The organism is Terribacillus saccharophilus (genome assembly GCF_002272745.1).
In the GTDB taxonomy this organism is placed as follows: Bacteria; Bacillota; Bacilli; order Bacillales; family Amphibacillaceae; genus Terribacillus; species Terribacillus saccharophilus_B.
On record NZ_NPBD01000001.1, the window covers coordinates 283,922 to 306,646 of the forward strand.

General features: G+C 42.6%; 21 protein-coding genes. 15 read left to right on the top strand and 6 right to left on the bottom strand.

Annotation, left to right across the window (positions count from 1 at the left end; all coding sequences use genetic code 11):
* The first annotated feature begins 12 nt into the window (after window positions 1-12).
* From CHH58_RS01420 to CHH58_RS01445, 6 genes are all read left to right on the top strand, one after another.
* A complete protein-coding gene (locus CHH58_RS01420) occupies window positions 13-1,497 on the top strand; it encodes a response regulator transcription factor (protein ID WP_095261895.1) in 1,485 nt (494 codons plus the stop codon).
* A gap of 13 nt (window positions 1,498-1,510) precedes the next feature.
* Window positions 1,511-3,274 carry a sensor histidine kinase gene (locus CHH58_RS01425; protein ID WP_095261896.1) on the top strand — a complete coding sequence of 588 codons (1,764 nt, stop codon included), beginning with the start codon at window positions 1,511-1,513 and terminating at the stop codon, window positions 3,272-3,274.
* Window positions 3,275-3,501: 227 nt separating this feature from the next.
* Window positions 3,502-4,776 (top strand): ABC transporter substrate-binding protein, encoded by a 1,275-nt coding sequence (locus tag CHH58_RS01430; protein ID WP_095261897.1) that lies wholly within the window; start codon window positions 3,502-3,504, stop codon window positions 4,774-4,776.
* A gap of 69 nt (window positions 4,777-4,845) precedes the next feature.
* A complete protein-coding gene (locus CHH58_RS01435) occupies window positions 4,846-5,781 on the top strand; it encodes a carbohydrate ABC transporter permease (protein WP_095233028.1) in 936 nt (311 codons plus the stop codon).
* A complete protein-coding gene (locus CHH58_RS01440) occupies window positions 5,778-6,602 on the top strand; it encodes a carbohydrate ABC transporter permease (RefSeq protein ID WP_095261898.1) in 825 nt (274 codons plus the stop codon). Before CHH58_RS01435 ends, CHH58_RS01440 begins: the two co-directional genes overlap by 4 nt.
* Window positions 6,603-6,630: 28 nt before the next feature.
* The gene (locus CHH58_RS01445) at window positions 6,631-9,672 is read left to right on the top strand and encodes a glycoside hydrolase family 2 TIM barrel-domain containing protein (protein WP_095261899.1); all 3,042 of its coding nucleotides are present in this window, start codon (window positions 6,631-6,633) and stop codon (window positions 9,670-9,672) included.
* A 38-nt stretch (window positions 9,673-9,710) separates the two neighbouring features.
* Here the strand turns inward: CHH58_RS01445 and CHH58_RS01450 are convergent, their stop codons facing one another.
* Together CHH58_RS01450 and guaC are read right to left on the bottom strand one after the other, a co-directional pair.
* Complete coding sequence (locus CHH58_RS01450; protein WP_095234821.1) at window positions 9,711-10,034, bottom strand: antibiotic biosynthesis monooxygenase; 324 nt, start codon at window positions 10,032-10,034, stop codon at window positions 9,711-9,713.
* Window positions 10,035-10,254: 220 nt separating this feature from the next.
* Complete coding sequence (gene guaC, locus CHH58_RS01455) at window positions 10,255-11,238, bottom strand: GMP reductase (RefSeq protein ID WP_095231114.1); 984 nt, start codon at window positions 11,236-11,238, stop codon at window positions 10,255-10,257.
* 157 nt (window positions 11,239-11,395) lie between these two features.
* On the opposite strand from guaC, the gene CHH58_RS01460 reads away from it, so the two are divergent.
* Complete coding sequence (locus tag CHH58_RS01460; RefSeq protein ID WP_095261900.1) at window positions 11,396-12,049, top strand: reverse transcriptase-like protein; 654 nt, start codon at window positions 11,396-11,398, stop codon at window positions 12,047-12,049.
* A 30-nt stretch (window positions 12,050-12,079) separates the two neighbouring features.
* Here CHH58_RS01460 and CHH58_RS01465 read toward each other — a convergent pair whose 3' ends face one another.
* From CHH58_RS01465 to CHH58_RS18270, 3 genes are all read right to left on the bottom strand, one after another.
* On the bottom strand, window positions 12,080-12,469 hold the full coding sequence (locus CHH58_RS01465; RefSeq protein WP_095231112.1) for a hypothetical protein: 390 nt from the start codon (window positions 12,467-12,469) through the stop codon (window positions 12,080-12,082).
* Between the two features lie 100 nt (window positions 12,470-12,569).
* Window positions 12,570-12,851: a hypothetical protein gene (locus CHH58_RS01470; protein ID WP_095231111.1), complete on the bottom strand. Its 282-nt coding sequence runs from the start codon at window positions 12,849-12,851 to the stop codon at window positions 12,570-12,572.
* 111 nt (window positions 12,852-12,962) lie between these two features.
* A complete protein-coding gene (locus tag CHH58_RS18270; RefSeq protein WP_170937479.1) occupies window positions 12,963-13,103 on the bottom strand; it encodes a hypothetical protein in 141 nt (46 codons plus the stop codon).
* A gap of 195 nt (window positions 13,104-13,298) precedes the next feature.
* On the opposite strand from CHH58_RS18270, the gene solA reads away from it, so the two are divergent.
* The 4 genes from solA (at window position 13,299) to CHH58_RS01485 (ending at window position 17,273) form a co-directional block, all read left to right on the top strand.
* A complete protein-coding gene (solA, locus tag CHH58_RS01475) occupies window positions 13,299-14,420 on the top strand; it encodes an N-methyl-L-tryptophan oxidase (protein WP_095261901.1) in 1,122 nt (373 codons plus the stop codon).
* Between the two features lie 138 nt (window positions 14,421-14,558).
* Window positions 14,559-14,729 carry a hypothetical protein gene (locus CHH58_RS18275; protein WP_170937480.1) on the top strand — a complete coding sequence of 57 codons (171 nt, stop codon included), beginning with the start codon at window positions 14,559-14,561 and terminating at the stop codon, window positions 14,727-14,729.
* Between the two features lie 216 nt (window positions 14,730-14,945).
* Window positions 14,946-16,406: a murein hydrolase activator EnvC family protein gene (locus CHH58_RS01480; protein ID WP_095261902.1), complete on the top strand. Its 1,461-nt coding sequence runs from the start codon at window positions 14,946-14,948 to the stop codon at window positions 16,404-16,406.
* Window positions 16,407-16,493: 87 nt separating this feature from the next.
* Window positions 16,494-17,273, top strand: coding sequence for a nucleotidyltransferase domain-containing protein (locus CHH58_RS01485; protein WP_095261903.1), 780 nt, complete (start codon window positions 16,494-16,496; stop codon window positions 17,271-17,273).
* A 32-nt stretch (window positions 17,274-17,305) separates the two neighbouring features.
* Here CHH58_RS01485 and CHH58_RS18280 read toward each other — a convergent pair whose 3' ends face one another.
* Window positions 17,306-17,482 carry a hypothetical protein gene (locus CHH58_RS18280; protein WP_170937481.1) on the bottom strand — a complete coding sequence of 59 codons (177 nt, stop codon included), beginning with the start codon at window positions 17,480-17,482 and terminating at the stop codon, window positions 17,306-17,308.
* Window positions 17,483-18,041: 559 nt separating this feature from the next.
* Between CHH58_RS18280 and surE the strand changes: the two genes are divergently transcribed.
* From surE to CHH58_RS01505, 4 genes are read left to right on the top strand one after another with little or no spacing between them, the layout of a single operon-like run.
* Window positions 18,042-18,830: a 5'/3'-nucleotidase SurE gene (gene surE / locus CHH58_RS01490; RefSeq protein WP_095231107.1), complete on the top strand. Its 789-nt coding sequence runs from the start codon at window positions 18,042-18,044 to the stop codon at window positions 18,828-18,830.
* Window positions 18,831-18,844: 14 nt separating this feature from the next.
* Window positions 18,845-19,864, top strand: a complete 1,020-nt coding sequence (locus CHH58_RS01495; protein WP_095261904.1) for an ABC transporter substrate-binding protein — start codon at window positions 18,845-18,847, stop codon at window positions 19,862-19,864.
* 18 nt (window positions 19,865-19,882) lie between these two features.
* On the top strand, window positions 19,883-21,589 hold the full coding sequence (locus CHH58_RS01500) for an ABC transporter permease (RefSeq protein ID WP_095261905.1): 1,707 nt from the start codon (window positions 19,883-19,885) through the stop codon (window positions 21,587-21,589).
* Window positions 21,586-22,665 (top strand): ABC transporter ATP-binding protein, encoded by a 1,080-nt coding sequence (locus tag CHH58_RS01505; RefSeq protein WP_095261906.1) that lies wholly within the window; start codon window positions 21,586-21,588, stop codon window positions 22,663-22,665. The genes CHH58_RS01500 and CHH58_RS01505 overlap by 4 nt, the downstream gene beginning before the upstream one ends.
* The last annotated feature ends 60 nt before the right edge of the window (window positions 22,666-22,725 follow it).

Genomic DNA, 22,725 nt, shown 5'->3' on the forward strand with positions numbered 1-22,725 from the left:
GTGTCATGCATTTTGGATACAAAGGGATTGTGCAGAACATTAATTGTCGATGATGAAATTCTTATCCGACAAGGAATTAAACACTATCTGGATTGGGAGAAGGAAGGGTTCACAATAGTAGGGGAGGCTTCAAACGGAAAAGAAGCACTCGAACTGATTGAAAAGCTGAACCCACATATTGTTATCACAGATGTCGTCATGCCAATCATGGACGGAGAAGCTTTGACGAGGATTGTAAATGAAAAATACCCGCATATCGGACTGATCGTACTGAGCAGCTTCAGTGAATTTGATTATGTACGAAGTGCTTTTCAGAACGGCGTTATCGATTATATTCTCAAACCAAAACTGAATGCAGAAGTGCTGCTGAAGGCTCTGCGCCTGGCGGCAGGACAACTGGAAGATTTTCATCTCAGCAGCGAGGGGGAGCATGAGCAAACTTTAAAGGAAAAATTACGAGGTATTTATGAAGGAACAGATGTCCTTTTAGAAGAAGAAGATTCGGCATATTTTCCACATGCTCATTTTCAAGTACTAAGCTATAGATTGAAAGCTGATAAAACAGAGAAGCCGTTTCATGAATATTTAGCTGATGAAGATGGATTCCTAACACCGATATTATCAACTTCAAATCAGCACATATACTTGTGGAATGGGAACCAAATGTTTAGTGAAGATGTATTTTCACGATTACCTAAATCGAGTTCTGTTAGCAGTACTAGAGCTTTTGATAACCTTTTAGAACTGAAAGGAAAGCAAAAAGAACTGGATAAATTGGAGAGTTATCGGTTCTTCTTTCCAGAGAAATTGTATCTGTCTGAAGAGATCTTGCCGCTTCCGCCTGGTCAGAGAAAAGTATTTCAATTAGATCGCTTTATTGAAGAGTGCAAGAGGGACAATTTTCAGGAAGCTTTTTCTTATTTAGAGCAACATATCGGACAGATGATACTTGATTATCAACAGGATATCGTCGAATATAAAGCATTTCTCAATAATATTTTGTTCAATCTTATTGTACTGCTTGGCAATATGGATTATCAGACAGAGGAGCTGGAGAAGAGGAAGTATACGTATTTCCAACAAGTCGGCCAGTCAGCAGACGTTTATGCAGCCAATCAGACGGTTAAATCATTTTTGAACGAAGTAAAGCGGATTGTGGATACAGGGGAAGGACAGGGACATATGCGGAAACTGACAGACTATATTAAGGCGCATTATCATGAATCGTTATCATTATCTGATATTGCGAACCATTTTCATTTCAGCCCTTCTTATTTATCTAATTATTTTTCCACGCATAGTAAGGAGGGGTTCAGCGAGTATCTTAACCGTGTCCGGATTGAGGCGGCTATCACTTTGCTACGACAGAGCGATGTACCTATTTCAAAGATCAGTGAGCAAGTCGGTTTCTCAGATCATAGTTATTTTTGTCGTGTTTTTAAAAAGCAAACGAGCTATTCTCCTTCGCAATACCGACGAAAACGAATAATGAGCTGAGGAGGAATAGCTGATGAAGATTAAAGACCAGCTTCAGCCTAATGGCCTGTTTATGAAGATGTTCCTTATAACTGTTGCACTTATTATTCTAGTAGCTATCACCGTAATACTCACGACGATTCGAATGGCTGAACAATTTTTCGTTGAGAAGTTCAGCATCACCAATTCACAAATAATCGATCAAATTCAATATGATTTCGAGGAGTTGAATTACAGCATTGTAATGGCTGCTACTGATATCGGTCAGAGCAGCACAATCGAGGCTTTTTTATCAGAGGAAGAGCCGGATAATGAGCGTATCTATAGTCTTTACCTTGTGATGAGTCAAATTGATAATCTGCGAAAAGAGCTTGGAGATCAAAATGTGGAGATTGCAATCGCTGATCAAGATGCAATCTCATACAGGACGAACTTTACGTATTGGCCGGCAACCCCAACAGATATTCGTAATCATGACATTACGAAAACGATCACCAAGGAACCGAATAAGCTGCTTTATTTTCAGGATTCACGAGAAGCATCCGATAATTATGTGATTGCGGCGAAGGCTCTTCTTGATCGGGAAACAGATCAATCATATGGCGCGGTGTACTTTCCGATTAAAGAGGGGCAATTGCGTTCCTTTTACACAGACTATGTGAAGCCGGGTAATGATTTTTATGTGCTGGATCGAAACGGAAAAGTGGTCTCAAGCAGTTTAACGAATGTAATTGGACAATCGCTTCCGGAGCTTAGTCAGCAGGCAGAGAATATGCAAACTGACGGAGAAACATACCGGGAGGTCGAGTTTCAGAATACCAATCAAATCATGCTGGCAGAATATCTGCCTTATTTCGATATGTATCTTGTTAATATGGTGGACAAGCAGACCGCTGTAGGCAATCTTATTGATACAAAGCAGATTGCATTATTGCTTGCAGGTGTTGTTGTTCTTGCGCTAATCATTGTTTTCCTTGTTACGAAGCGGCTGACCAACTCCCTATCGAAACTTGTTAAAGATATTGAAGCAGTACCAAAGAAAGGACTTAAGCGGCGCCTCGTATATGAAGGTACATACGAAACAAACCAAATTGGTCTTGCTTTCAACAGCATGATGGATGAACTTCAAGTGTATGTAGAAAAACTCATCGAAGCGCAAAAACAGCAGCGTCATGCTGAGCTGGCTGCATTACAGCAGCAAATTAATCCGCATTTCCTCTATAATACAATGGCTTCCATCAAATTCCTGGTCATGATGGGGGAAAGAGAAGAAGCTGAGAAAACGATTGATGCATTCATTACGCTTTTGCAAAATACAATCGGCAATGTAGATGAGTCGGTTACCGTAGAGCTGGAACTACAAAATTTAAAAAACTATGTGCTAATCAATCAGAAACGTTACGGGGATAGGATTCAGGTACAGTTTATGGTGTCTCCGGATTGTTTGGACTATCTTATTCCGAAGCTGATATTGCAGCCTTTTATCGAGAACTCATTTTTTCATGCTTTCAATAAAACGGCTAAAGGCACAATTTCGGTGCTTGTATGGAAAGAAGCAGACGACCTTGTATGTGAAATAGCCGATGATGGCGATGGGATGGATACGTGTACAGATCTGCCCAATACGAACCGCAATCGACAACTGTTTTCCGGTATAGGAGTTAAAAATGTGCATGAACGAATTCAGCTTCTTTATGGGACAGATTATGGTGTGTCCATCACGAGTGAGACAGGTCAGGGTACGAAAGTGAGCTTAAGACTGCCTGCAGTAAAAGAAGATGAAAGAGATGTAATTTAATTCCATAGCTGACAGTCTACACTGTCGACTTTAGGGAGCAGTATAGGAATGAATTAAGAGAGAAAATACAAATAACGAAAAATAATCCTAATACACCATAATGAAAGCGTTATCAATATAGAAATTAAATCCTAGTATGACTCAATAAATTCCTAACAGAAGATAGCGGACGCATGCTAAGATTTAATCAGAAAGACAGCGCTTACAAAAAAGAGGGGGTAAACATGATGAAGAAGTTTTTAGCACTTTTATTTGTTAGTTTGCTCGTTCTGTCTGCGTGTTCTTCGGGTTCCGGCTCGGAAGCAGATGCAGATACGAACGATATCAAAGTTTGGGCATGGGATCCAAACTTCAATATAAAAGCAGCGGAGCTTGCGAAAACAGCTTATCAAGAAGAAAACAGTGAGCTGAATATTGAAATCATCGAGTATGCACAGGATGATATCATCCAAAAACTGAACACAAGTCTCAGCTCCGGAACAACGAAAGGTCTTCCAAACGTCGTTCTAATCGAGGACTATCGTGCACAAAGCTTCTTGCAGTCCTATCCAGATATGTTTTACGCGGTTGACGATGCAATCTCAATTGATGACTTTGCAAAGTACAAACAGCCACCAACTAGCTTTGAAGGCAAACAGTATGGAGTTCCTTTCGATTCTGGTGTAGCTGGTTTGTATGTACGAACTGACTACTTAGAAGAAGCAGGCTACAGCATCGATGATCTAAAGGATGCTGATTGGGAGAAAGTGATTGAAATTGGTACAGCAGTGAAGGATGCTACAGGCAAGCAAATGATCACGCAGGATCCAAAAGATCTAGGTCTATTGCGTATGATGATCCAGACAAGTGGTGCGTGGTATTTGGAGGAAGATGGTGTAACTCCGAATATAGCTAATAATGATGCGCTGAAAGAAGCATTCCGTCTGTATAAGGAAATGATTGATGTAGACTTGGTGAAACCGCATGCAGACTGGAGCCAGTACATTGCCACAATCAATAATGGAGATATTTCCATGCTGCCAAGCGGTAACTGGATCACACCATCCGTTAAAGCGGAAGCATCCCAATCAGGTAAATGGGCAGTAGCACCGTTTCCTAAGCTTCCTGGCATGGAATCAGTGAATGCATCAAACTTGGGCGGTAGCTCCTGGTATGTACTGAACATCCCTGGTAAAGAAAAAGCAGCTGAATTCTTAGGCCAGACATTCGGTGCCGACGGTGATTTCCATCAGCAGTTCGTTGAAGAAGTAGGCGGTGTCGGAACCTATCAGCCTGCAGCAGAAGGCGAAGCTTACCAAGCAGAAGATGAATTCTTTGGCGGTCAGAAGATAATGTCTGATTTCGCAGCTTGGACAGAAGAAATTCCACAGGTCAATTACGGTCTTCATACGTATGTGATCGAGGATATCCTTGCGAATGAAATCCAGAAATATTTGCAGGGCGAAGATTTAGATACGGTTATGGAAAACGCACAATCGCTGGCAGAACAGCAAGCGAAGTAAACCAAGTGCCCTGGGATGCCGCGAACACACGCTGCCTCCCGGGGCTTCTTTCGAAAGGAGCCCAAATTTATGAACATACCTGAAAAACTCGGACCGGAAAAACTTGCAAAAAAACCAGCACCACGTCCAGCTCGTTCTCTCCGACTAAAAAATACATTGATCGGCTGGTCATTCGTTGCCGTAGCCTCACTGCTAATTGGAATCTTCTATTTCTTCCCGATGGTGCAGGCATTGATAATGTCGTTCCAATCTGGCACTGGCGTGAATCTGTCATTCGTCGGATTCGAGAACTATATCCGTCTATTCCAGGACCCTGTGTTTCTGACAACGGTAAAGAATACGGTCATCTATTTGATCATCCAAGTACCAGTCATGATTCTACTGGCATTATTCCTATCAGTTGTGCTGAACAATAAGACACTGAAATGGAAAGGTTTTTTCCGTACTGCCATTTTCTTACCGTGTGTGACATCTCTTGTTGCCTACTCAGTTGTGTTCAAGTACTTATTTGCACCAGATGGCATCGTGAATATGACGCTGATGAAAATCAATCTTGTCTCTGAGCCTGTCCAGTGGCTGACAGATCCGTTTTGGGCGAAAATCACTATCATTCTGGCAATCACATGGAGATGGACTGGCTACAATATGATCTTTTATCTATCTGCTCTTCAAAACGTGGATCAATCCATTTATGAAGCAGCAAAAATTGATGGAGCTTCCGCTATTCAGCAGTTCTTCAAAATAACGATTCCGATGCTAAAGCCAATCATTTTATTTACATCCATCACATCGACTATCGGAACACTGCAATTGTTCGATGAGGTCATGAACATAACAGCCGGCGGACCAGGGAATTCGACTATGACCATTTCTCAATATATCTATAACTTGTCCTTTAAATATACGCCTGACTTTGGTTACGCTGCTACTGTATCCTATGCCATCGTAATCCTGATCGTTATATTCTCGATCATCCAATTCAAAGCGGGAGGCGAAAAGAAATGAAATCATCCAACAAAGTAATCGGTTATCTGTTCCTTAGCATCTGTGCAATCATTTCTATCTTCCCGTTTTACTGGATGGTTGTCAGCATGACAAACACATCTTCTGACGTAACAAGGGGGAAATTGCTGCCGGGTGGACATTTTATTGAGAACCTTAAGAACCTGCTCCAAACAGTTGATTTGGTACCCGCATTAACGAACTCTGCCATTATTGCAGTTTCTACAACAGTCCTTAGTTTGCTGATAGCATCTTTGGCCGGGTATGGATTTGAGATTTACCGCAGCAAGGCGAAAGATATCGTATTCAATATCTTGCTGCTGTCCATGATGATTCCATTTGCTGCCTTGATGGTGCCTTTGTTCCGTATGTTCGGTAGCTTTACACCGATACTGCCGTTTATCGGAATTGATACTCTATCGGCTGTTGTCCTGCCGACTATCACCACGGCATTTCTGATTTTCTTCTTCCGTCAAAGTACAAAGATGTTTCCAAAGGAAATTTTGGAAGCAGGTCGGATTGATGGTTTGAAGGAGCTTGGCATCTTTTTCCGAATATATGTACCGACGATGAAGACAACATATGCAGCTGCAGCCATTATTACATTCATGGCCAGCTGGAATAACTATCTCTGGCCGTTAGTTGTCTTACAATCGCCTGAAAACCAAACGATACCATTGCTCATTTCGAATCTTGGTTCCAGCTACTCACCGGATTACGGCATGATCATGATGGCGATCGTGATTGCTACATTGCCGACAGCGATCATATTCTTCTTTATGCAGAAACATTTCGTTGCAGGAATGATGGGTTCAGTGAAGTAACTAACAGATAAAAAGGGAGGAAGAGAAAATGACAATCAATACGAACGTAACTCCAAGCTTGGATTGGCTTTCGGATACGAGTGTGTTTGCGGTGAATCGTGTGCCGGCTCATTCCGATCATGTGTATTTTGAAACATTGGAACAGGCCAAGGCGAAGAAGGATATGACTTGGCGGCAGAGTTTGAATGGTAAGTGGAAGTTCCATTACGCTCAGAATCCTAGTGCTCGACCTGCGGATTTCTACAATGCAGCATACGACTGCAGCCGCTGGGATTCCATAACTGTCCCAGCCCATATGCAGCTTGAGGGGTACGGGACGCCGCAATATGTGAACACAATGTATCCATGGGATGGTATTCATGATATCCGGCCACCTCAAGTACCGATGGAGGATAATGCTGTCGGCAGCTATGTGAGACATTTTACCGTACCGAAGCATATGGAGAACATGCCACTGTATATCTCGTTCCAAGGTGTGGAGTCTGCATTCTACGTTTGGCTGAATGGTCAATTTGTCGGCTATAGCGAGGATAGTTTTACACCGGCTGCGTTCGACCTGACAGCTTATCTCCAGCCTGGTGAGAACAAATTGGCAGTAGAAGTGTACCAGCGCAGCACAGGCAGCTGGCTAGAAGACCAGGATTTCTGGCGCTTCTCTGGTATTTTCCGTGATGTCTATCTCTATACAACACCAGAGCTTCACGTTTTTGATCTGTCTGTGCAAGCGAGGTTGGATGATTCGTATTCGAAAGGTTCTTTGAAAGCAGCGATGCTATTCCAAGAGACGATCCCAGCGGGTGCGAAGATAACAGGAAATCTATATGACAAACATGGCAGCTTGGTGCAGGAAGCAGAAGGATTGTTCCAAGACCAGACGGCTGTCGTTGCGTTTAATGTTGAAACACCGCAACTATGGAGTGCGGAAGATCCAAATTTATATTCTCTTTACCTGCAAGTTTTCAATGAGGAAGGACAGCTTGTCGAAGTCATTCCGCAGACCGTCGGCTTCCGCCGTTTCGAGATGATTGACAAAGTAATGTGCTTGAACGGTAAGCGCGTTGTTTTCAAAGGTGTCAATCGACATGAATTCAATGCACGATCAGGAAGGGTCGTTACCGAAGAGGATATGCTGTGGGATATCAAAACGATGAAGCAGCACAATATCAATGCTGTTCGGACTTCTCATTATCCAAACCAGACTAGATGGTATGAGTTATGTGATGAGTATGGTCTATACGTTATTGATGAAATGAACTTGGAATCGCACGGTTCCTGGCAGAAGCTTGGACAGGTGGAGCCTTCCTGGAACGTTCCAGGCAATTTGCCTGAGTGGCAGGATATCGTAATGGACCGTGCTGTATCCATGCTGGAACGGGATAAAAATCATCCGTCAATTCTGATCTGGTCCTGCGGTAACGAATCATATGCTGGTGAAGTCATCGTCAATGTGGCGAACTACTTCAGAGAAAAGGACCCGAGCAGACTAGTCCATTATGAGGGCGTGTTCCACGCGCGAGAGTACGATGAAGCAAGCGACATGGAAAGCCGGATGTATGCCAAAGTGGAAGACATTATAGAGTATCTGGAAAACAATCCGGAGAAACCATTTATCAGCTGTGAATATTCTCATGCTATGAACAACTCGTTAGGCGGGATGTACAAATATACTGATTTGGAAAATGTCTATCCGATGTACCAAGGCGGCTTTATCTGGGATTACATGGATCAGGCAATATTGAAAAAGAATCGCTACGGACAGGAATTCCTTGCTTATGGCGGTGACTTCCATGACCGACCGTCAGATTATATTTTCTGTACAAATGGCATCGTCTTTGCCGACCGTAAACTTTCTCCAAAAATGCAGGAAGTGAAATATCTATATCAGAATATCAAGCTGGATATAGATGATAGGAAAATAGTGGTGCGCAATGAAAATCTCTTTGCTGATACAAGTGCTTATGAATTAGTCGTAACAGTACGAAGAGAAGGTGAAAACTGTTACGAACAAAGCGTCGAACAAGGTGTTCCAGCTGGTCAACAAGCAGAATACAAGATAGATATTCCAGCAAGTGTTATAGCAGAGCCTGGGACATATACAATCGATGCCAGCATGAGACTGAGTGAAGCAGCATTATGGGCAGATGCAGGGTACGAGATTGCATTCGGGCAATATATTTGGGAAAGTAAAACAGAAACCCCTAAAGCTACCGGTAAACTCCGCGTCGTCGAAGGTGATGTGAACATCGGCGTACATGGTGATGATTTCAACGTTCAATTCTCTAAAGCTGCTGGCAGTTTGACGTCGCTTCGTTATGACGGAGAGGAACTGATTGAGACACCGCCTCATCCGACATTCTGGCGTGCAAGCACGGATAATGATAATGGGTATCAGCAGGGTTATACAGCTGGGGTCTGGCTCGCAGCCAGTGTAGCGAGGAAGTGTACGGATGTAGCTTTAGATATCGGGACAGAGCAAGTGGATGTGACATTCACCTATACTTTTTCAATAGCAGAAAAGCTGCAAGTACAGACTATCTATTCTGTGTTCCAGGATGGTGCTATCCGTGTGAAAGCAGTGTACCAAGGGGCAGAAGGTCTACCAGATCTGCCGACATTTGCCCTCACTTTCCGTACGTCTGCAGCATATAGCAATCTGGACTGGTTTGCCCAGGGTCCGGAAGAGAACTATGCAGATAGAAATCACGGAGCAAGGCTCAGCCGCTTTCAGAATACTGTTCAATCGAATGGTACTGCATATGTCCGACCACAGGAATCGGGAACAAGGACGGGAGTTCGCTGGCTGAAGCTTACGAATGAAAAAGGCAGCGGCATAGAGCTGGATGCTGTTGATATGCCGATAACATGCAATGCATCTCCGCATACCGCTTTGGAAATCGAGCAAGCAAACCATGCTTATGAATTGCCGCCAGTACACTATACTGTGCTGACTATTTCTGGAAAACAGATGGGCGTAGGTGGCGATGATAGCTGGGGAGCGCCGGTACATCCGGAGCATACACTAACTTCTGATGGAGATCACAGCTTCACTTTTACCATCAAAAGAGCATAAAGAAAACCCCCTCTGCTCAGGCAGAGGGGGTTTTGGTATTATGCAAAGCTCGCTTCTTCATATTGCAGCAATGTTTTCGTCATAACTGGTGCTTGATCTTTGTCTTGTTTTTCTTTGCGCATAGCACGGTGCTCTGCGACATGTGATTCACGAGAAATCCATGCTACGAAATCAGCTTTTTTATCCCACTTCGTAACGATAGCATAAGCGACTGTATCACTTTTTTTTGTATCTTTATTCCAGCATTCAGCTGAATGTAAGCCAGCTACATCAGTCAGCTCCTCCATCGTATGCTTTACTTTATTTATAATTTTATCTTGGGCGTCGACTGCACCTTCGAAAATAACTTGATTGACAAACATAGGAATGCCTCCTCATTAAAACTTGTTCTCCTTTAAAGCTACCAGAAAGCAGAGTGACAGTCAATGAGAATGATTATCAGTAATCGGGAGGGGATCTGTCTGCATGGAATCGACTTTATATAGAAGCTGAAGCATTGGGTCAAAAAGCTGACTGAGGTATCAACCGTATTGCCTAATGAAATGAAAAAGGGCTGTCGAATTATCTCGACAGCCCACATTATCAATATACTTTATCGCCATTGAAGATGCTATTTTTTACAACAACATAATCAACGTTACGAATTGCTTCTAATTTCGTACCGCCAGCATAAGAGATGGAAGACTGAAGATCCTGTTCCATTTCTGTCAAAGTATCCTGAAGAGATCCTTTGTGCTCAACGAACATTTTCTTGCCTTCGACGTTACGTTTTTCACCTTTTTGGAACTCAGATGCAGAACCGAAATATTCTTTGAAAAGCTTCCCGTCTTTTTCTACCGTCTCACCAGGTGATTCCTCATGACCAGCGAACAAGGAACCGATCATGACCATAGACGCTCCAAAGCGTACTGATTTGGCAATGTCACCGTTAGTCCGGATACCACCATCAGCGATGATTGGTTTGCTTGCTGCTTTCGCACACCAGCGTAATGCTGCCAGCTGCCAGCCACCAGTTCCAAAACCTGTTTTGATTTTTGTAATACAAACTTTACCTGGTCCGATTCCTACTTTTGTTGCGTCCGCACCAGCGTTCTCAAGCTCTCGAACGGCTTCGGGTGTACCGACGTTTCCAGCAATAACAAAGCTCTCAGGCAAATGCTTCTTGATATGTTGAATCATACGGATAACAGCATTGGAATGACCGTGTGCGATATCAATAGTAATAAATTCAGGTATCAAAGCTTTGCTTGCAAGTCCTTCAACGAAACCATATTCTTCTTCTTTAACGCCAACACTAATGGAGGCAATCAGATTCTGTTCCTGCATTTTTATGATGAATGCTTCTCTTGTCTCAGGTTCAAAGCGATGCATCACATAGAAGTAATTATTTTCAGCCAAATAAGTGGCAATATTTTCGTCAATGATCGTCTGCATATTTGCCGGTACGACTGGCAGACGGAATGTATGGTTTCCAAGTGTAGCAGTCGTATCACATTCTGAACGGCTGTCTACTACGCATTTTGCGGGAATTAATTGAATATCTTCGTAATCAAATACATTTTCCATGTTTATACCCCTCTAAAGACGAATTATTTTTGGTAGTTACTTTTATTTCGTTCGCCCTTTGGTACTATACAATAATTCAGAAAACAAAGCAAAGGTTTTTATTCAAAAAATAAAAATATAAATAATTGGGGTAGAATAAGAGGGGAGGGATAATAAAGTGAAATTACGAATGAAAATGATATATCGTACTCCCAAAGGAACGGAAGCGGAATTCTTATCGGATTATCTGCCACCGGGAGCCACGCTTTTGCTGATGGAAGATATGCAGCAGAGCGGAAGAGTGCCTCAGATAGAACTTTTAGATCAATATGAGACAGAATGGACTATAAAAGAATTACGTAGCTATATGAAAGAACTGGAAACAGAGCCGCATAATGTCCGCATGTATGTGGATGGCGGTTTTGATAAGGAAACGGGTAGAGGTGGCCTTGGCTGTGTTATTCATTACGAACAAAATCAAAAGAAGTACCGTTTGCGTCGCAATCAAGAGATGGAACAACTTATCTCAAATAACGAAGCAGAATATGCAGCACTGCATTTTGCTATAGGCGTTTTGTCGGAACTCGGAGTGAAAGCCCAGGAAATCGAGATATACACAGATTCCCGCACCGTCGTCAATCAAATGTCGGATGAGTGGCCTATTTATGAAAAAGAACTGAAATATTGGGCAGACAAAGTGGATGATGTAGTGAAGGAAATTGGTTTAACGGTGCAATATGCCCATGTGGATAGAAAGCAAAACAAGGAAGCGGATCAGCTCGCAAGCCAGGCTTTGAAAAGTATTCAAATAGACAGCACAATACAAAAATAACCGCCCAAGCAAAAGCTTGAGCGGTCATTTTTATTTGGAAGTCTGTTGATCAAGAGCTTCAATCAAACTAGTCTTGGTTGAACCAGATGCTGCTTCCACTAATGTCTGGAAACGTTCTGTCAGCAATTCTTTGTTTTTATACTCCTGAGGATGGTTCTGATTGTAATAGAAACGGAAGATAGCTTCCTCAGAGAAATGCTGTTTTCCGATCTTAATCATAAATCCTACAGGAAGCTTATCATAAGCATATGCTGCTTTTGTCTCGACTAGCGGCGTTTCCGCTACAGCTGTTTCGTTTTCAGTTGCCAGCTGTTGAATTGCCTGCTTGATGAATTTCTTACGAGCGCGCTTCTTCTTAGAACGCATGTTCATCTCAGCAAGAACTTTATCCAGACTTTCGGTTTTCGTAAGTACTGTCACGACTAAAAACTCCTCTATTATTGTCTGCAACCTCTATCATATGATATTTTCGCAGATTTTAGAAGTCTAGCAGTAGAATTGCTAACATTCTGACAAGTTATCAATAATAGTAAGTGTCGGAATACGTTGGATCTGTGTCTGGAATAAGGGATACACCAATGATCATGAAAATGATGAAGAAAATGAAATAAATGATGATAACTGCGGCCATTACGATGAATGTGGCAATGGCAAAGTTCCTTCTTGGATTGGCACGATCAGCTGCCCAGATGATCAGCATGATGATGTTGACAATCGGAATACCTGTCAATACTAATGTCCATACCCATTGCATAATTCTCATTTGACCATTGCTTTGATGGTCTCTTTGTTGTGGTTCCATAAAAAAATCGCTCCTGACTAAGGTAAAATAATGACAGAAATAACTATAATGGATAGTTTCTGTTAATTCAACCAGTGTCAGTAAGTACTTAAAAGCTGGTTTAGAGCCGTTTTAAGGACTTTTCTCCTGATTTGCTGCTCGCTCCAGCCTTTGTTTCGTTTCCAGCATTTCTTGTCGTGACATCGGATCAAAAAGTCCTTCCGCAAGGGCTCTATCAATATATTGGATAGCTTTGTCCAATTGGGAATCCATTTTGTCCACACTCCTTCTCCATAGGTTTTCTCTACTACCTTGTTTTGTTAACACTTCCAGTATAATGGCACATAATTACATCCTTTATACTAGGTAAATTGCTGCCTGTTTTTCCGGAACAATTATCTTTCTATAGGTTGTCCGCCAACTCCTCTTTCGATATGCTTAATTTATTGAAAGGGTGAGGTGAAATGCATGCTATATGACATCATCATTCTCGGAGCTGGATCAATGGGAATGAGTGCAGGGTATCATCTGGCAAAGGAGAGCCAGAAAGTATTAATGCTGGATAGCTATCATCCTCCTCATGTCCATGGGAGCCACCATGGGGAAACGAGGATTATTCGTCATGCATATGGCGAAGGCGAGGCTTATGTGCCATTTGCTCTCCGTGCTAGAGAATTATGGAAGGATTTAGAGCAGAAGCTCGAAAAGGACATTTTTATTGAAACAGGAGTATTGAACTGCGGTCCAGAATCGAGTCCATTTATACAAAATGTTCTTAAGAGCGGGAAAAGATATGATCTTCACGTGGAAGAACTTAGTTCAGATTTAATGAAAAAACGTTGGTCAGGTTTGACTTTACCTGCTGATTATATTGGGGCTTATGAAAAAGATGCTGGTTATTTGCGAACGGATCCAATCTTGAACGGGTACGCAGAGCTTGCTACTGCATATGGAGCCGTTCTTGCAGGAGGCCAGCGAGTGGAAGAGGTACAAATAAAAGAAGGCAATATTGAAGTGAAGACTAATAATGAAATACATAGAGGAAAGAAGCTGATTGTTACAGCAGGAGCATGGGGAGGAGATTTATTGTCGCAGCTCGGGCTGCAGCTGCCGATTACAGTAACACGGAAGACATTCGCTTGGCTGCATGCCGATGCTCCTTTTAATGAAGACAAATTCCCTTGTTTTAGCTTTGATACGGACATGGGGACTTATTATGGATTTCCTAATATAAACGGGACTGGATTGAAAATTGGACGCCATGACACCGGCTTAGCGATACATCCAGATCAGAAGGGAGCCTCCTTCCATGACGGCGACGTAGAAGAGCTGCTAAGCTTCTTATCTCGATTTATGGGCGGCGGAACATTTCGCCTGAGTGAAGGAAAAACATGTATGTACAGCATGACTCCCGACGAAGATTTTATCATTGATTATCATCCGGATCATCCAGAAGTTATGTTCGCACTGGGTTTTTCCGGTCATGGATTCAAATTCGCTAGTGCAGTAGGTGAAGTTCTGAGTGAGATGGCAATGGAGAAAGAACTAACGGTGGATATGGGGCCTTTCCGTTTAAGTAGATTCGTATAGATGTGGGATAGAAAGAGTTATTCTTACTATTAGAGCGTCACATTTTGTTAAAGAATGGACATAAATCAAAGCAAGGTTTCTTTATAGCATGTTATAATAAAGGAATATATTTTATTATTTGTAAGGAGATGCTGTATCATGCCACCAAGCGTGCGTTTGATTCTGATCTTGGCGGTGGCCTTGCTTACTGTTGGTCTCTTGTTATATGGGGCTGTAAAGAGTAAGCAGATGAGGGTGCCTTTCTTGATTTTGGGGTTATTATTAGCATTCATTTATATCGTGTCATTTATCGTATTATTTGTTTTATGACAGAGCATGCACAATTATCGTGCATGCTTTTTATTTTCTACAGGAAATCGTACCATTCATTTCTATTAGCGGTGAATTTGAAATATTATTGTAATGTTTTGTCACACTTTCGTATAGTATACTATTTCCGGAGCTTACTTTATTTTCTAATTCATGACAGATTAATAATACTAGAGCGATGAAAAACCAATAAATAGATTCACAGGGGGAACAGATTTGAGAAAAAAATGGTTGCATATCGGTTTGGCTGCAGTGATCGGAACTGCTGCACTAGTCTTGCCGGTATCTAGTAATGTTGCTTATGCCTATGAAGATTTAGATGAACAAAGAGATGAAGTCGAACGGAAAAAATCGGAGAATGAAGAGCAGCAATCAGAAAAGACAGAGAAGCAGGATGACCTGCAAGCTGCTGCTGAGAAACTCCGCACTGAGTTAGAGAAAATCGATGGCAAAATCGGTGAAACAAATACAAAGCTAGCAGATACAGAGTCAGAGATTTCCAGTTTGGAAACAGATATCGATACATTAAAAAAAGAAATTGCTGACCTGGAGGTTCGGATTGAAGAGCGTCACGGTTTGCTGAAGGATCGGATGCATTCTTTGCAGAAAAGCGGCGGTCAGGTGAAATACTTGGATGTTATTATGGAATCCAAGAGTTTTTCAGATTTCCTTAACCGTGTTGATGCAGTAGGCACTATCATGGGAGCCGATCAGGACTTAATGGAAGCCCAGCAACAGGATCTGGAAGATGTTGAATCTAAGAAATCAGAACGTCAAACAAAGCTTGTTCGTGTTGAGAAACAGGCGGATGTATTAGAAGAGACAAAGCAAACCTTGACGGACCAACAGGAAGAGAAGGACAAGCTTATTGCAGATGTAATGAAAGAATACGATCTGACTTCTGAGGAGCTTGTAAGTCTTAGTGAGGAATCTGCATTGCTGGCTGCCCAGGAAGATGCTATTGCTGCAGAGGTTGCTTACCGTGATAAGCAGAAAGCAGAGGAAGAAGCACGTAAGGAAGAAGAGCGCCAACGTGCTGAGCAAGCGAAACAGGAAGAAGCTGCTAGAGTAGCAGCGGCTGAGCAAGAAGCAGCTGCCAAAGCGGAAGAAGAAAAAGCTTCTGCATCTGCTGCTAGCAAGCCGACAGTAAAACAAGAGCCAAAGCAGCAAACAGCTGAAGCGGAGTCAACGTCTTCTAAGTCTGCATCAGCTCCGCCGAAACAGCAGGCAAATCCTGCACCAAAACAGAAGCAGCAAACAACCAAAGCTCCTGCGTCCAGTGGTGATTTCATCACTCCAGCACCAGGAAGCATTACTTCTGGTTTTGGACCAAGATGGGGTACATTCCATTACGGAATCGATATTGCTAAACGCGGATCGAATGTGCCGATTTGGGCAGCAGCTTCTGGTACGGTGTCACAAGCCTACTATTCTTCGAGCTACGGAAATGTAATCTTTGTGAGCCATTCTATTGATGGGAAAACATACACGACGGTATATGCTCACTTGACGTCTATGCAAGTAAGTGCTGGTCAGCGTGTGTCCCAAGGACAGCAGATCGGAACAATGGGGAATACAGGCATGTCTCAAGGACAGCATCTACACTTCGAGTTGCACACAGGTCCATGGAACGGCAGTAAATCAAATGCAGTGAACCCAATACCATATTTGAACTAAAAGAAACTCCAACACTCTTAACGGGTGTTGGAGTTTCTTTTTATTTCGTGTAAAGTGAGAGGAATAAATGGAAAAAGGAGGATCTTGATGCACGAAGCAGCACTTAATAGTTTAGTAGATATGCTTGCAAATGAAAAGGAAGTTAAAGCAGTATTTGTGAAGGGATCTTTTGGGAGAGGAGAACAAGATCCATACTCTGATATAGACCTATATTGTCTCGTAGAAGAGCATGACTTGGATAACTTCCTGGCAAAAAGATTGGCTTTGCTTTCCAAATACAAAAATATTCTTTATAGCGAAGAGCTATTTATTATCGCGCCACAGGTAATTATTGTTTATAATGACTTCCTTCATGTGGATTTGTTTACCGTAACGGAAAAGACGTTCAAACAAAGTGACCATTTTAGAGTTCTTTATGATCCAGATCAATTGCTGGATCAATTCAAAGGAATGCAAAAGCTTACGATGTCAGATGAAGAATACGGAAACCAGATAGTAGATCTGACATGGTTCCTATTCCAGTATCGAAAAGCTGCTCTGAGAGGAAATGGTGCATGGGCAGCAGCTATGCTTCAGCAAGTTACTGATCCGCTGTCCAGGATGCTTTTGCATCATTATGCACCTGATCGTGCACAACTTGGTCTTAAACGAGCAGAGCAACTGCTGCCTTTCCCTATATTCAGTGAGTTTAAAATAATCCTGGAAAATGTCACTCCAGCAGGTCATCAGAAAGCGGCTGGAGCTATCCTTCAGCTGATCGCAAAAGAACAATCCTTTATAAAAAATCATTTAAAAGGAACTGAAAAGAAGATAATTGATCCTCTTTTTCAAAAGTTAGTTGCAGAAGGATTTAGTGTAAATACATAAAAGAAAAAGCCATATCCACTAGGATATGGCTTTTAATCTATACTAGCTTGAACCACCGACCACCGGACATCGCTATTTGTCTGTGAATTAAGCTTCTGCATCAGATCCGTTGCTTCCGTTTCACTAAGGAACAGCATTTCTGAAGTTGAACTGGAATGTTTTAGGTAGGTTTTCGTTCCGTTCGCTTCTCGGACAATTCTGTAGAGCATCGAACCACTTCCTAACCTAGTATATTTATGTTTCTAAATTTCTAAATATATTGTCTCATAGGAAATAGCGAATGTATATGAATTAAATCGAATATACCGTTAAAATTTTGTGGCAATTTAGTATAATCTGTATTTTATTAACTGACATCTAACGAAAATTAGGTAAAAAGTAGTTACTTTAAGAACTCATTAAATGGAAGGCGCATTTCTATATTCGAAAATTACATTTTTAAACCAAACCTCAATTTGTTTATGGATTGTAAATTATTTACATTTAGCGGAGCGATGTAATTGATAAACGTTGTTCTGATAGAGAGCAAGCCTTTCATAACATTTTTCTATCTTTTACAACAATTAAACATATCTTCACAATACTTTAAACACTAGCTTCACAATCAGCTTGTACAGTTAACAATATAGGAACAAATGAAAGGAGTAATGCTGTGAAAGATATTTATTTTTCGTTAATGCTTTCCTGGAATGAACCTTTGAAAAAGATAATGCATGGTTCAGCTGACAGCTATTCGGTTGGCTATAGGGAAGTAAAGGAGGGTGTCACATGAAAATAATGGTTACCAATGACGATGGTATTTTCTCTCCTGGTGTAGAGGCAATGGTCGAGACACTGCAGCATTTTGGTGAAGTGTATGTTGTCTGTCCGGATCAGGAGTTCAACGCTGTCAGTCAATCTATTACCTTGCGTCAGCCGGTTCGAGTCAAAGAGATGTACCATTTTCCAGGGGTTGCTGGAGCATGGAGCCTGAACGGGACACCAGCTGATTGTGTGAAGCTTGGTGTGGAAGTGCTGCTGACAGAAAAACCGGATTTCCTTTTTTCGGGAATTAATATAGGTCCTAATTTAGGGCGCGACATATATTATTCAGGTACGATGGCAGCGGCGATAGAAGCTTCCCTCTATGATATACCGTCCGCTTCTGTCAGCTTGAACAGTAGTTCGCCGCGCCATGTAAACTATTCTAAGGTCAAGACACTATTTTATCAGGTTGCCGAAGTACTGCTTCAGCATAGATCGAAGTCCGTCGGCTTACTGAATGTGAACCTGCCAAATATCGATAAGCGGGAATACAAAGGGATACAAGTCATCCCGATGGACATGAGTGTATCGCGGTATCGCTTCGTTGGTCTGCATGATCCACATGGGGAAGTATATTATTGGCTTAAGGATCAACTGCTAGAGCTGGCGGATGTCCATCCGGCAAGCGATTATCTTTTGCTGAAAGAAGGATACATAACCGTCTCACCGATTGAATTGCGTACGCACTATAAACGAAAACAAGAGCAAGTAGAACGCTGGTTCAAATCTATGGAGACAAATACATCAGAGTAAAGGGAGAGATTGGGATGAAAAGAAAATGGATGGCAGGTATCGTAGGTACTGCATTGTTTGCACTTACAGCATGCGGACAAGAGGACACTGAAACCAGTGCAAGTGCTTCAGACGGAGAAATCGCCGGTACGCTCAGCTTCTATACATCCCAGCCGGATGCTGATGCTCAGAAATTGGTAGAAGGCTTTGAAAAGCGCTACCCGGAAGTGGAATTGGAAACCTACCGTTCTGGTACTGAAGAAGTAATATCCAAGCTGAATGCGGAGAAAATGGCGGGAGATGTGCAAGCAGACGTCCTGCTCGTGGCGGACAGTGTGACATTTGAGGATCTGAAAGAACAGGATATGCTGCAGGCCTATGAGTCAGGAGAATTGGATGCCGTCCCGGATGAATTCGAAGATACAGATCATTATTATACAGGTACGAAAATCATGGCGACAGGAATCGTTGCCAATACCGATTCAGGTGATGTACCGACTAGCTGGAGTACATTGACAGAAGCTGATGCAAAGGCTCAGACAGTCATGCCTAGTCCGCTGTACTCTGGTGCTGCAGCATATAATCTTGGTGTATTGACCAGACAGGATGATTTTGGCTGGGAATTCTATGAAAAGCTCAAGAATCAGGAAACCGCAGTCGTAAAAGGTAATGGTGATGTACTGAAATCTGTTGCTTCAGGTGACAAGCAGTATGGTGTAATTGTCGACTATCTTGCTGCTAGGGCAAAAGCGGATGGGTCTCCAGTTGAGCTCGTTTATCCAGAAGAAGGTGTTCCAGTCATCACTGAGCCGATAGGAATCACGAAAGATACCGATAATACTGCAGCAGCAGAAGCATTCGTAGATTATGTTTTATCTGAAGAAGGGCAAAAGCTTGCAACAGAGCTTGGATATACTCCAATCCGGGATGGGATAGATGCGCCAGAAGGGCTGAAAACTTACGACGAAATGAAGGTTTTACAGGCCGATACAGAAGCATTGTATACATCTCGTAATAAAGACAAACAGCAATTCGAGGACCTGTTCGGTAAATAAGCAAAAGGAGGGCAACCCATGCAACTAATCATGAAATCAAGGCAGCTGGATAAAGGCAGGCATTCCGCCCTCCGCAAGCTTCCTATTTTAGTCGGGATACTAATCCTTTTCTTCTTTTTCCTATTGCCGATTGTCAGGCTGATTTTAATGAGTTTCACCTCTGGAGAGAGCGTCTCTTTCGGCGCTTATTCAGAGGTGCTCAAGGAGTCTGTTACGTGGAAAACACTTTGGAATACAATTTATATTGTCCTCGGCAGTACTGTCTTGTCCATGATTATTGGCATAACGATGGCTGCCATTATGGCATACACGGATGTTCGGGGTAAGGCTGTAATGCAGCTGTTCATTTATTTGCCTTTTATCATCCCATCGTATATTACGACACTCGCTTGGGTGCAGTTTTTCAGCAGTTCAGGGCCGCTTGGGGGGTTGCCTGATTGGCTCATCCCTAATTTATATAGTATCGGCGGTATTATATTCGTACTCGGTATTTCGCATTACCCGCTTGTCTATTTAATGACAGTCCAAGTCTTCCGCAGGATTCCTCGGGATGCAGAACTTGCTGCTTTTGTTTCAGGAGCATCACGGTTCACCTGCTGGAGAAAAGTGATTATACCGTTGGCGTTGCCGGGTATATGCAGCGGGGCTCTGCTTGCGTTCTTATCCAATCTGGATAATTTCGGTGTGCCAGCTTTTCTAGGGATACCGGCAAATATCCGTGTACTGAGTACATACATTTATGAACAAGTCATTGGATATGGGCCGAGTGCCTTCAGTCGGGCAGCAGTTCTTTCTGTGTTGCTTGGTATTGTTGCTGTAGCCGCTACGCTGATACAAGTATGGCTTTTAAGAAGAAGCAAAGTTACAGAAACGACTGTCGCAGATAATGAGCCGCGCATCCAGCTGCCATCAAGCCAGCGGAGAATACTGCAGACAGTTCTTTGGATTTTCCTGTTTGGTACAAGTCTTGTGCCTTTCTTGGCAATGGGTACAGTCAGTCTCGTTCAGGCATATGGCATCGATTTGACTTGGGAGAATTTGTCCCTTGGAAATTATCGATATATTATATTTGAGGATGAAAAAGTGATTCGATCCTTAGGCAACAGCCTATTACTAGGGCTCATCACTGCGATAGTTTGTCTTGTGTTCGGAACTATATTTGCTTACTACCGTTCTCACAAGCAAGGAATATTTCCGAAAGTATTGGAAGCGATTATTACAATGCCTTATGCACTTCCAGGAACAGTACTGGCTCTTTGCATCATTTTGATGTGGATGCAGCCATTACCTGGCTGGTATCCAGGTATATATGGCACACCAGCTATTCTTTTAATTGCTTATATCACGCGGTTCTTTGTTCTGCAATTCCGGGGCAGTTATACTGCATTCTCGCAGTTGGACGTTCGGATGGAGGAGGCTGCACGGACGAATGGTGCTAATCTTTTTACAAGATGGAGACAAATTCTGCTGCCGCTTATTCTGCCGGGAGTCCTAAGTGGTGCGTTACTTGTTTTCCTAACTTCACTGACAGAGCTGACTGTGTCCAGTATGCTTTGGTCCAGCGGTGCTGAGACAGTCGGTGTAATCATTTTCAGTTTCGAACAAGCTGGTTATAGCACGTACTCGACAGCTTTCTCATCACTGATCGTCCTGGCAATTCTTCTCGGAGGCATTGCATATCTCATTGTGCAGCGGAAATGGAGACAAAGGGGGAGAAAAGCATGATCACATTGCAGGGATTGGAAAAACATTATGAGAAAACTGCTGCATTGAGTCAGGTAGATTTGACGATTCAAAAAGGGGAATTCCTTGCTATTCTTGGTCCGTCTGGCTGCGGAAAAACAACATTGCTGCGTTTGATGGCTGGTTTCATGAAACCTACGGCTGGAACAATACGATTTGGTGATACGGAAGTAGCCAATTCTAAACATAGCAGCAAGCCGGAAAATCGAAATATAGGCATGGTCTTTCAATCTTTCGCCCTTTGGCCTCACATGACGGTAGAGGAACATATCCGCTTTGCATTGAAAAATCATCGTTTTTCACAGAAACGAACGGCTGAAGAACAAGCAGCAAGAGTAACAGAGGTATTGCAGCTTGTCGGAATGGAAGCTTTTCGAGAGAGATATCCTGCAGCACTATCAGGCGGACAGCAGCAGCGTGTAGCATTAGCTAGGGCAATAGCTCCGGAACCGGATATTCTGCTCATGGATGAACCTCTAAGTGCTTTAGATGCAGAGTTGCGTATCAGTATGCGAAAGGAAATCAAACAGATACACAAGAAGCTTGGTGCTACTATCATTTATGTCACACATGATCAAGGAGAGGCGCTGGCAATGGCTGATCGAGTGCTGGTCATGCAGCATGGTCAGATTGAACAAGCAGATACTCCAGAAACAATCTATCAGAGTCCGGAAACTCCTTTTGTGGCTACATTTGTAGGTAAGGCAAATTTAGTAGAAGGCACGTGGAATGGCAATCATTTTACGCCTTCAGGCAGTCTGTTAAGCTGGCTGGACAATGGTGTATCAGAACAGCTGAAACAAAAGCAGCTCTTTCCTGTAAGACCAGAGGAATGGCAGCTGTTACCGTCAGAGGCAGATGGGTTGAAAGGAGAAGTCATCATAAGCCAGTTCCAAGGAACAGAAAGGCATTATGTAATTCGCACGGAAGGAAAGGATTATCAAGCATCTCTTCCAATTGCAGCTCCAGCATGGCGTGAAGGGGAGTTAGTAAGTTTGCAGGTAAGAGGAAGAAAGACACAATATACAACTGAAGAAGTACTTTTAGAACTAAGATAATAGTGAAACAGGACTCCCGTGGAAAGGGAGTCTTTTTTTCTTGAAGGAAAATGGACGCAA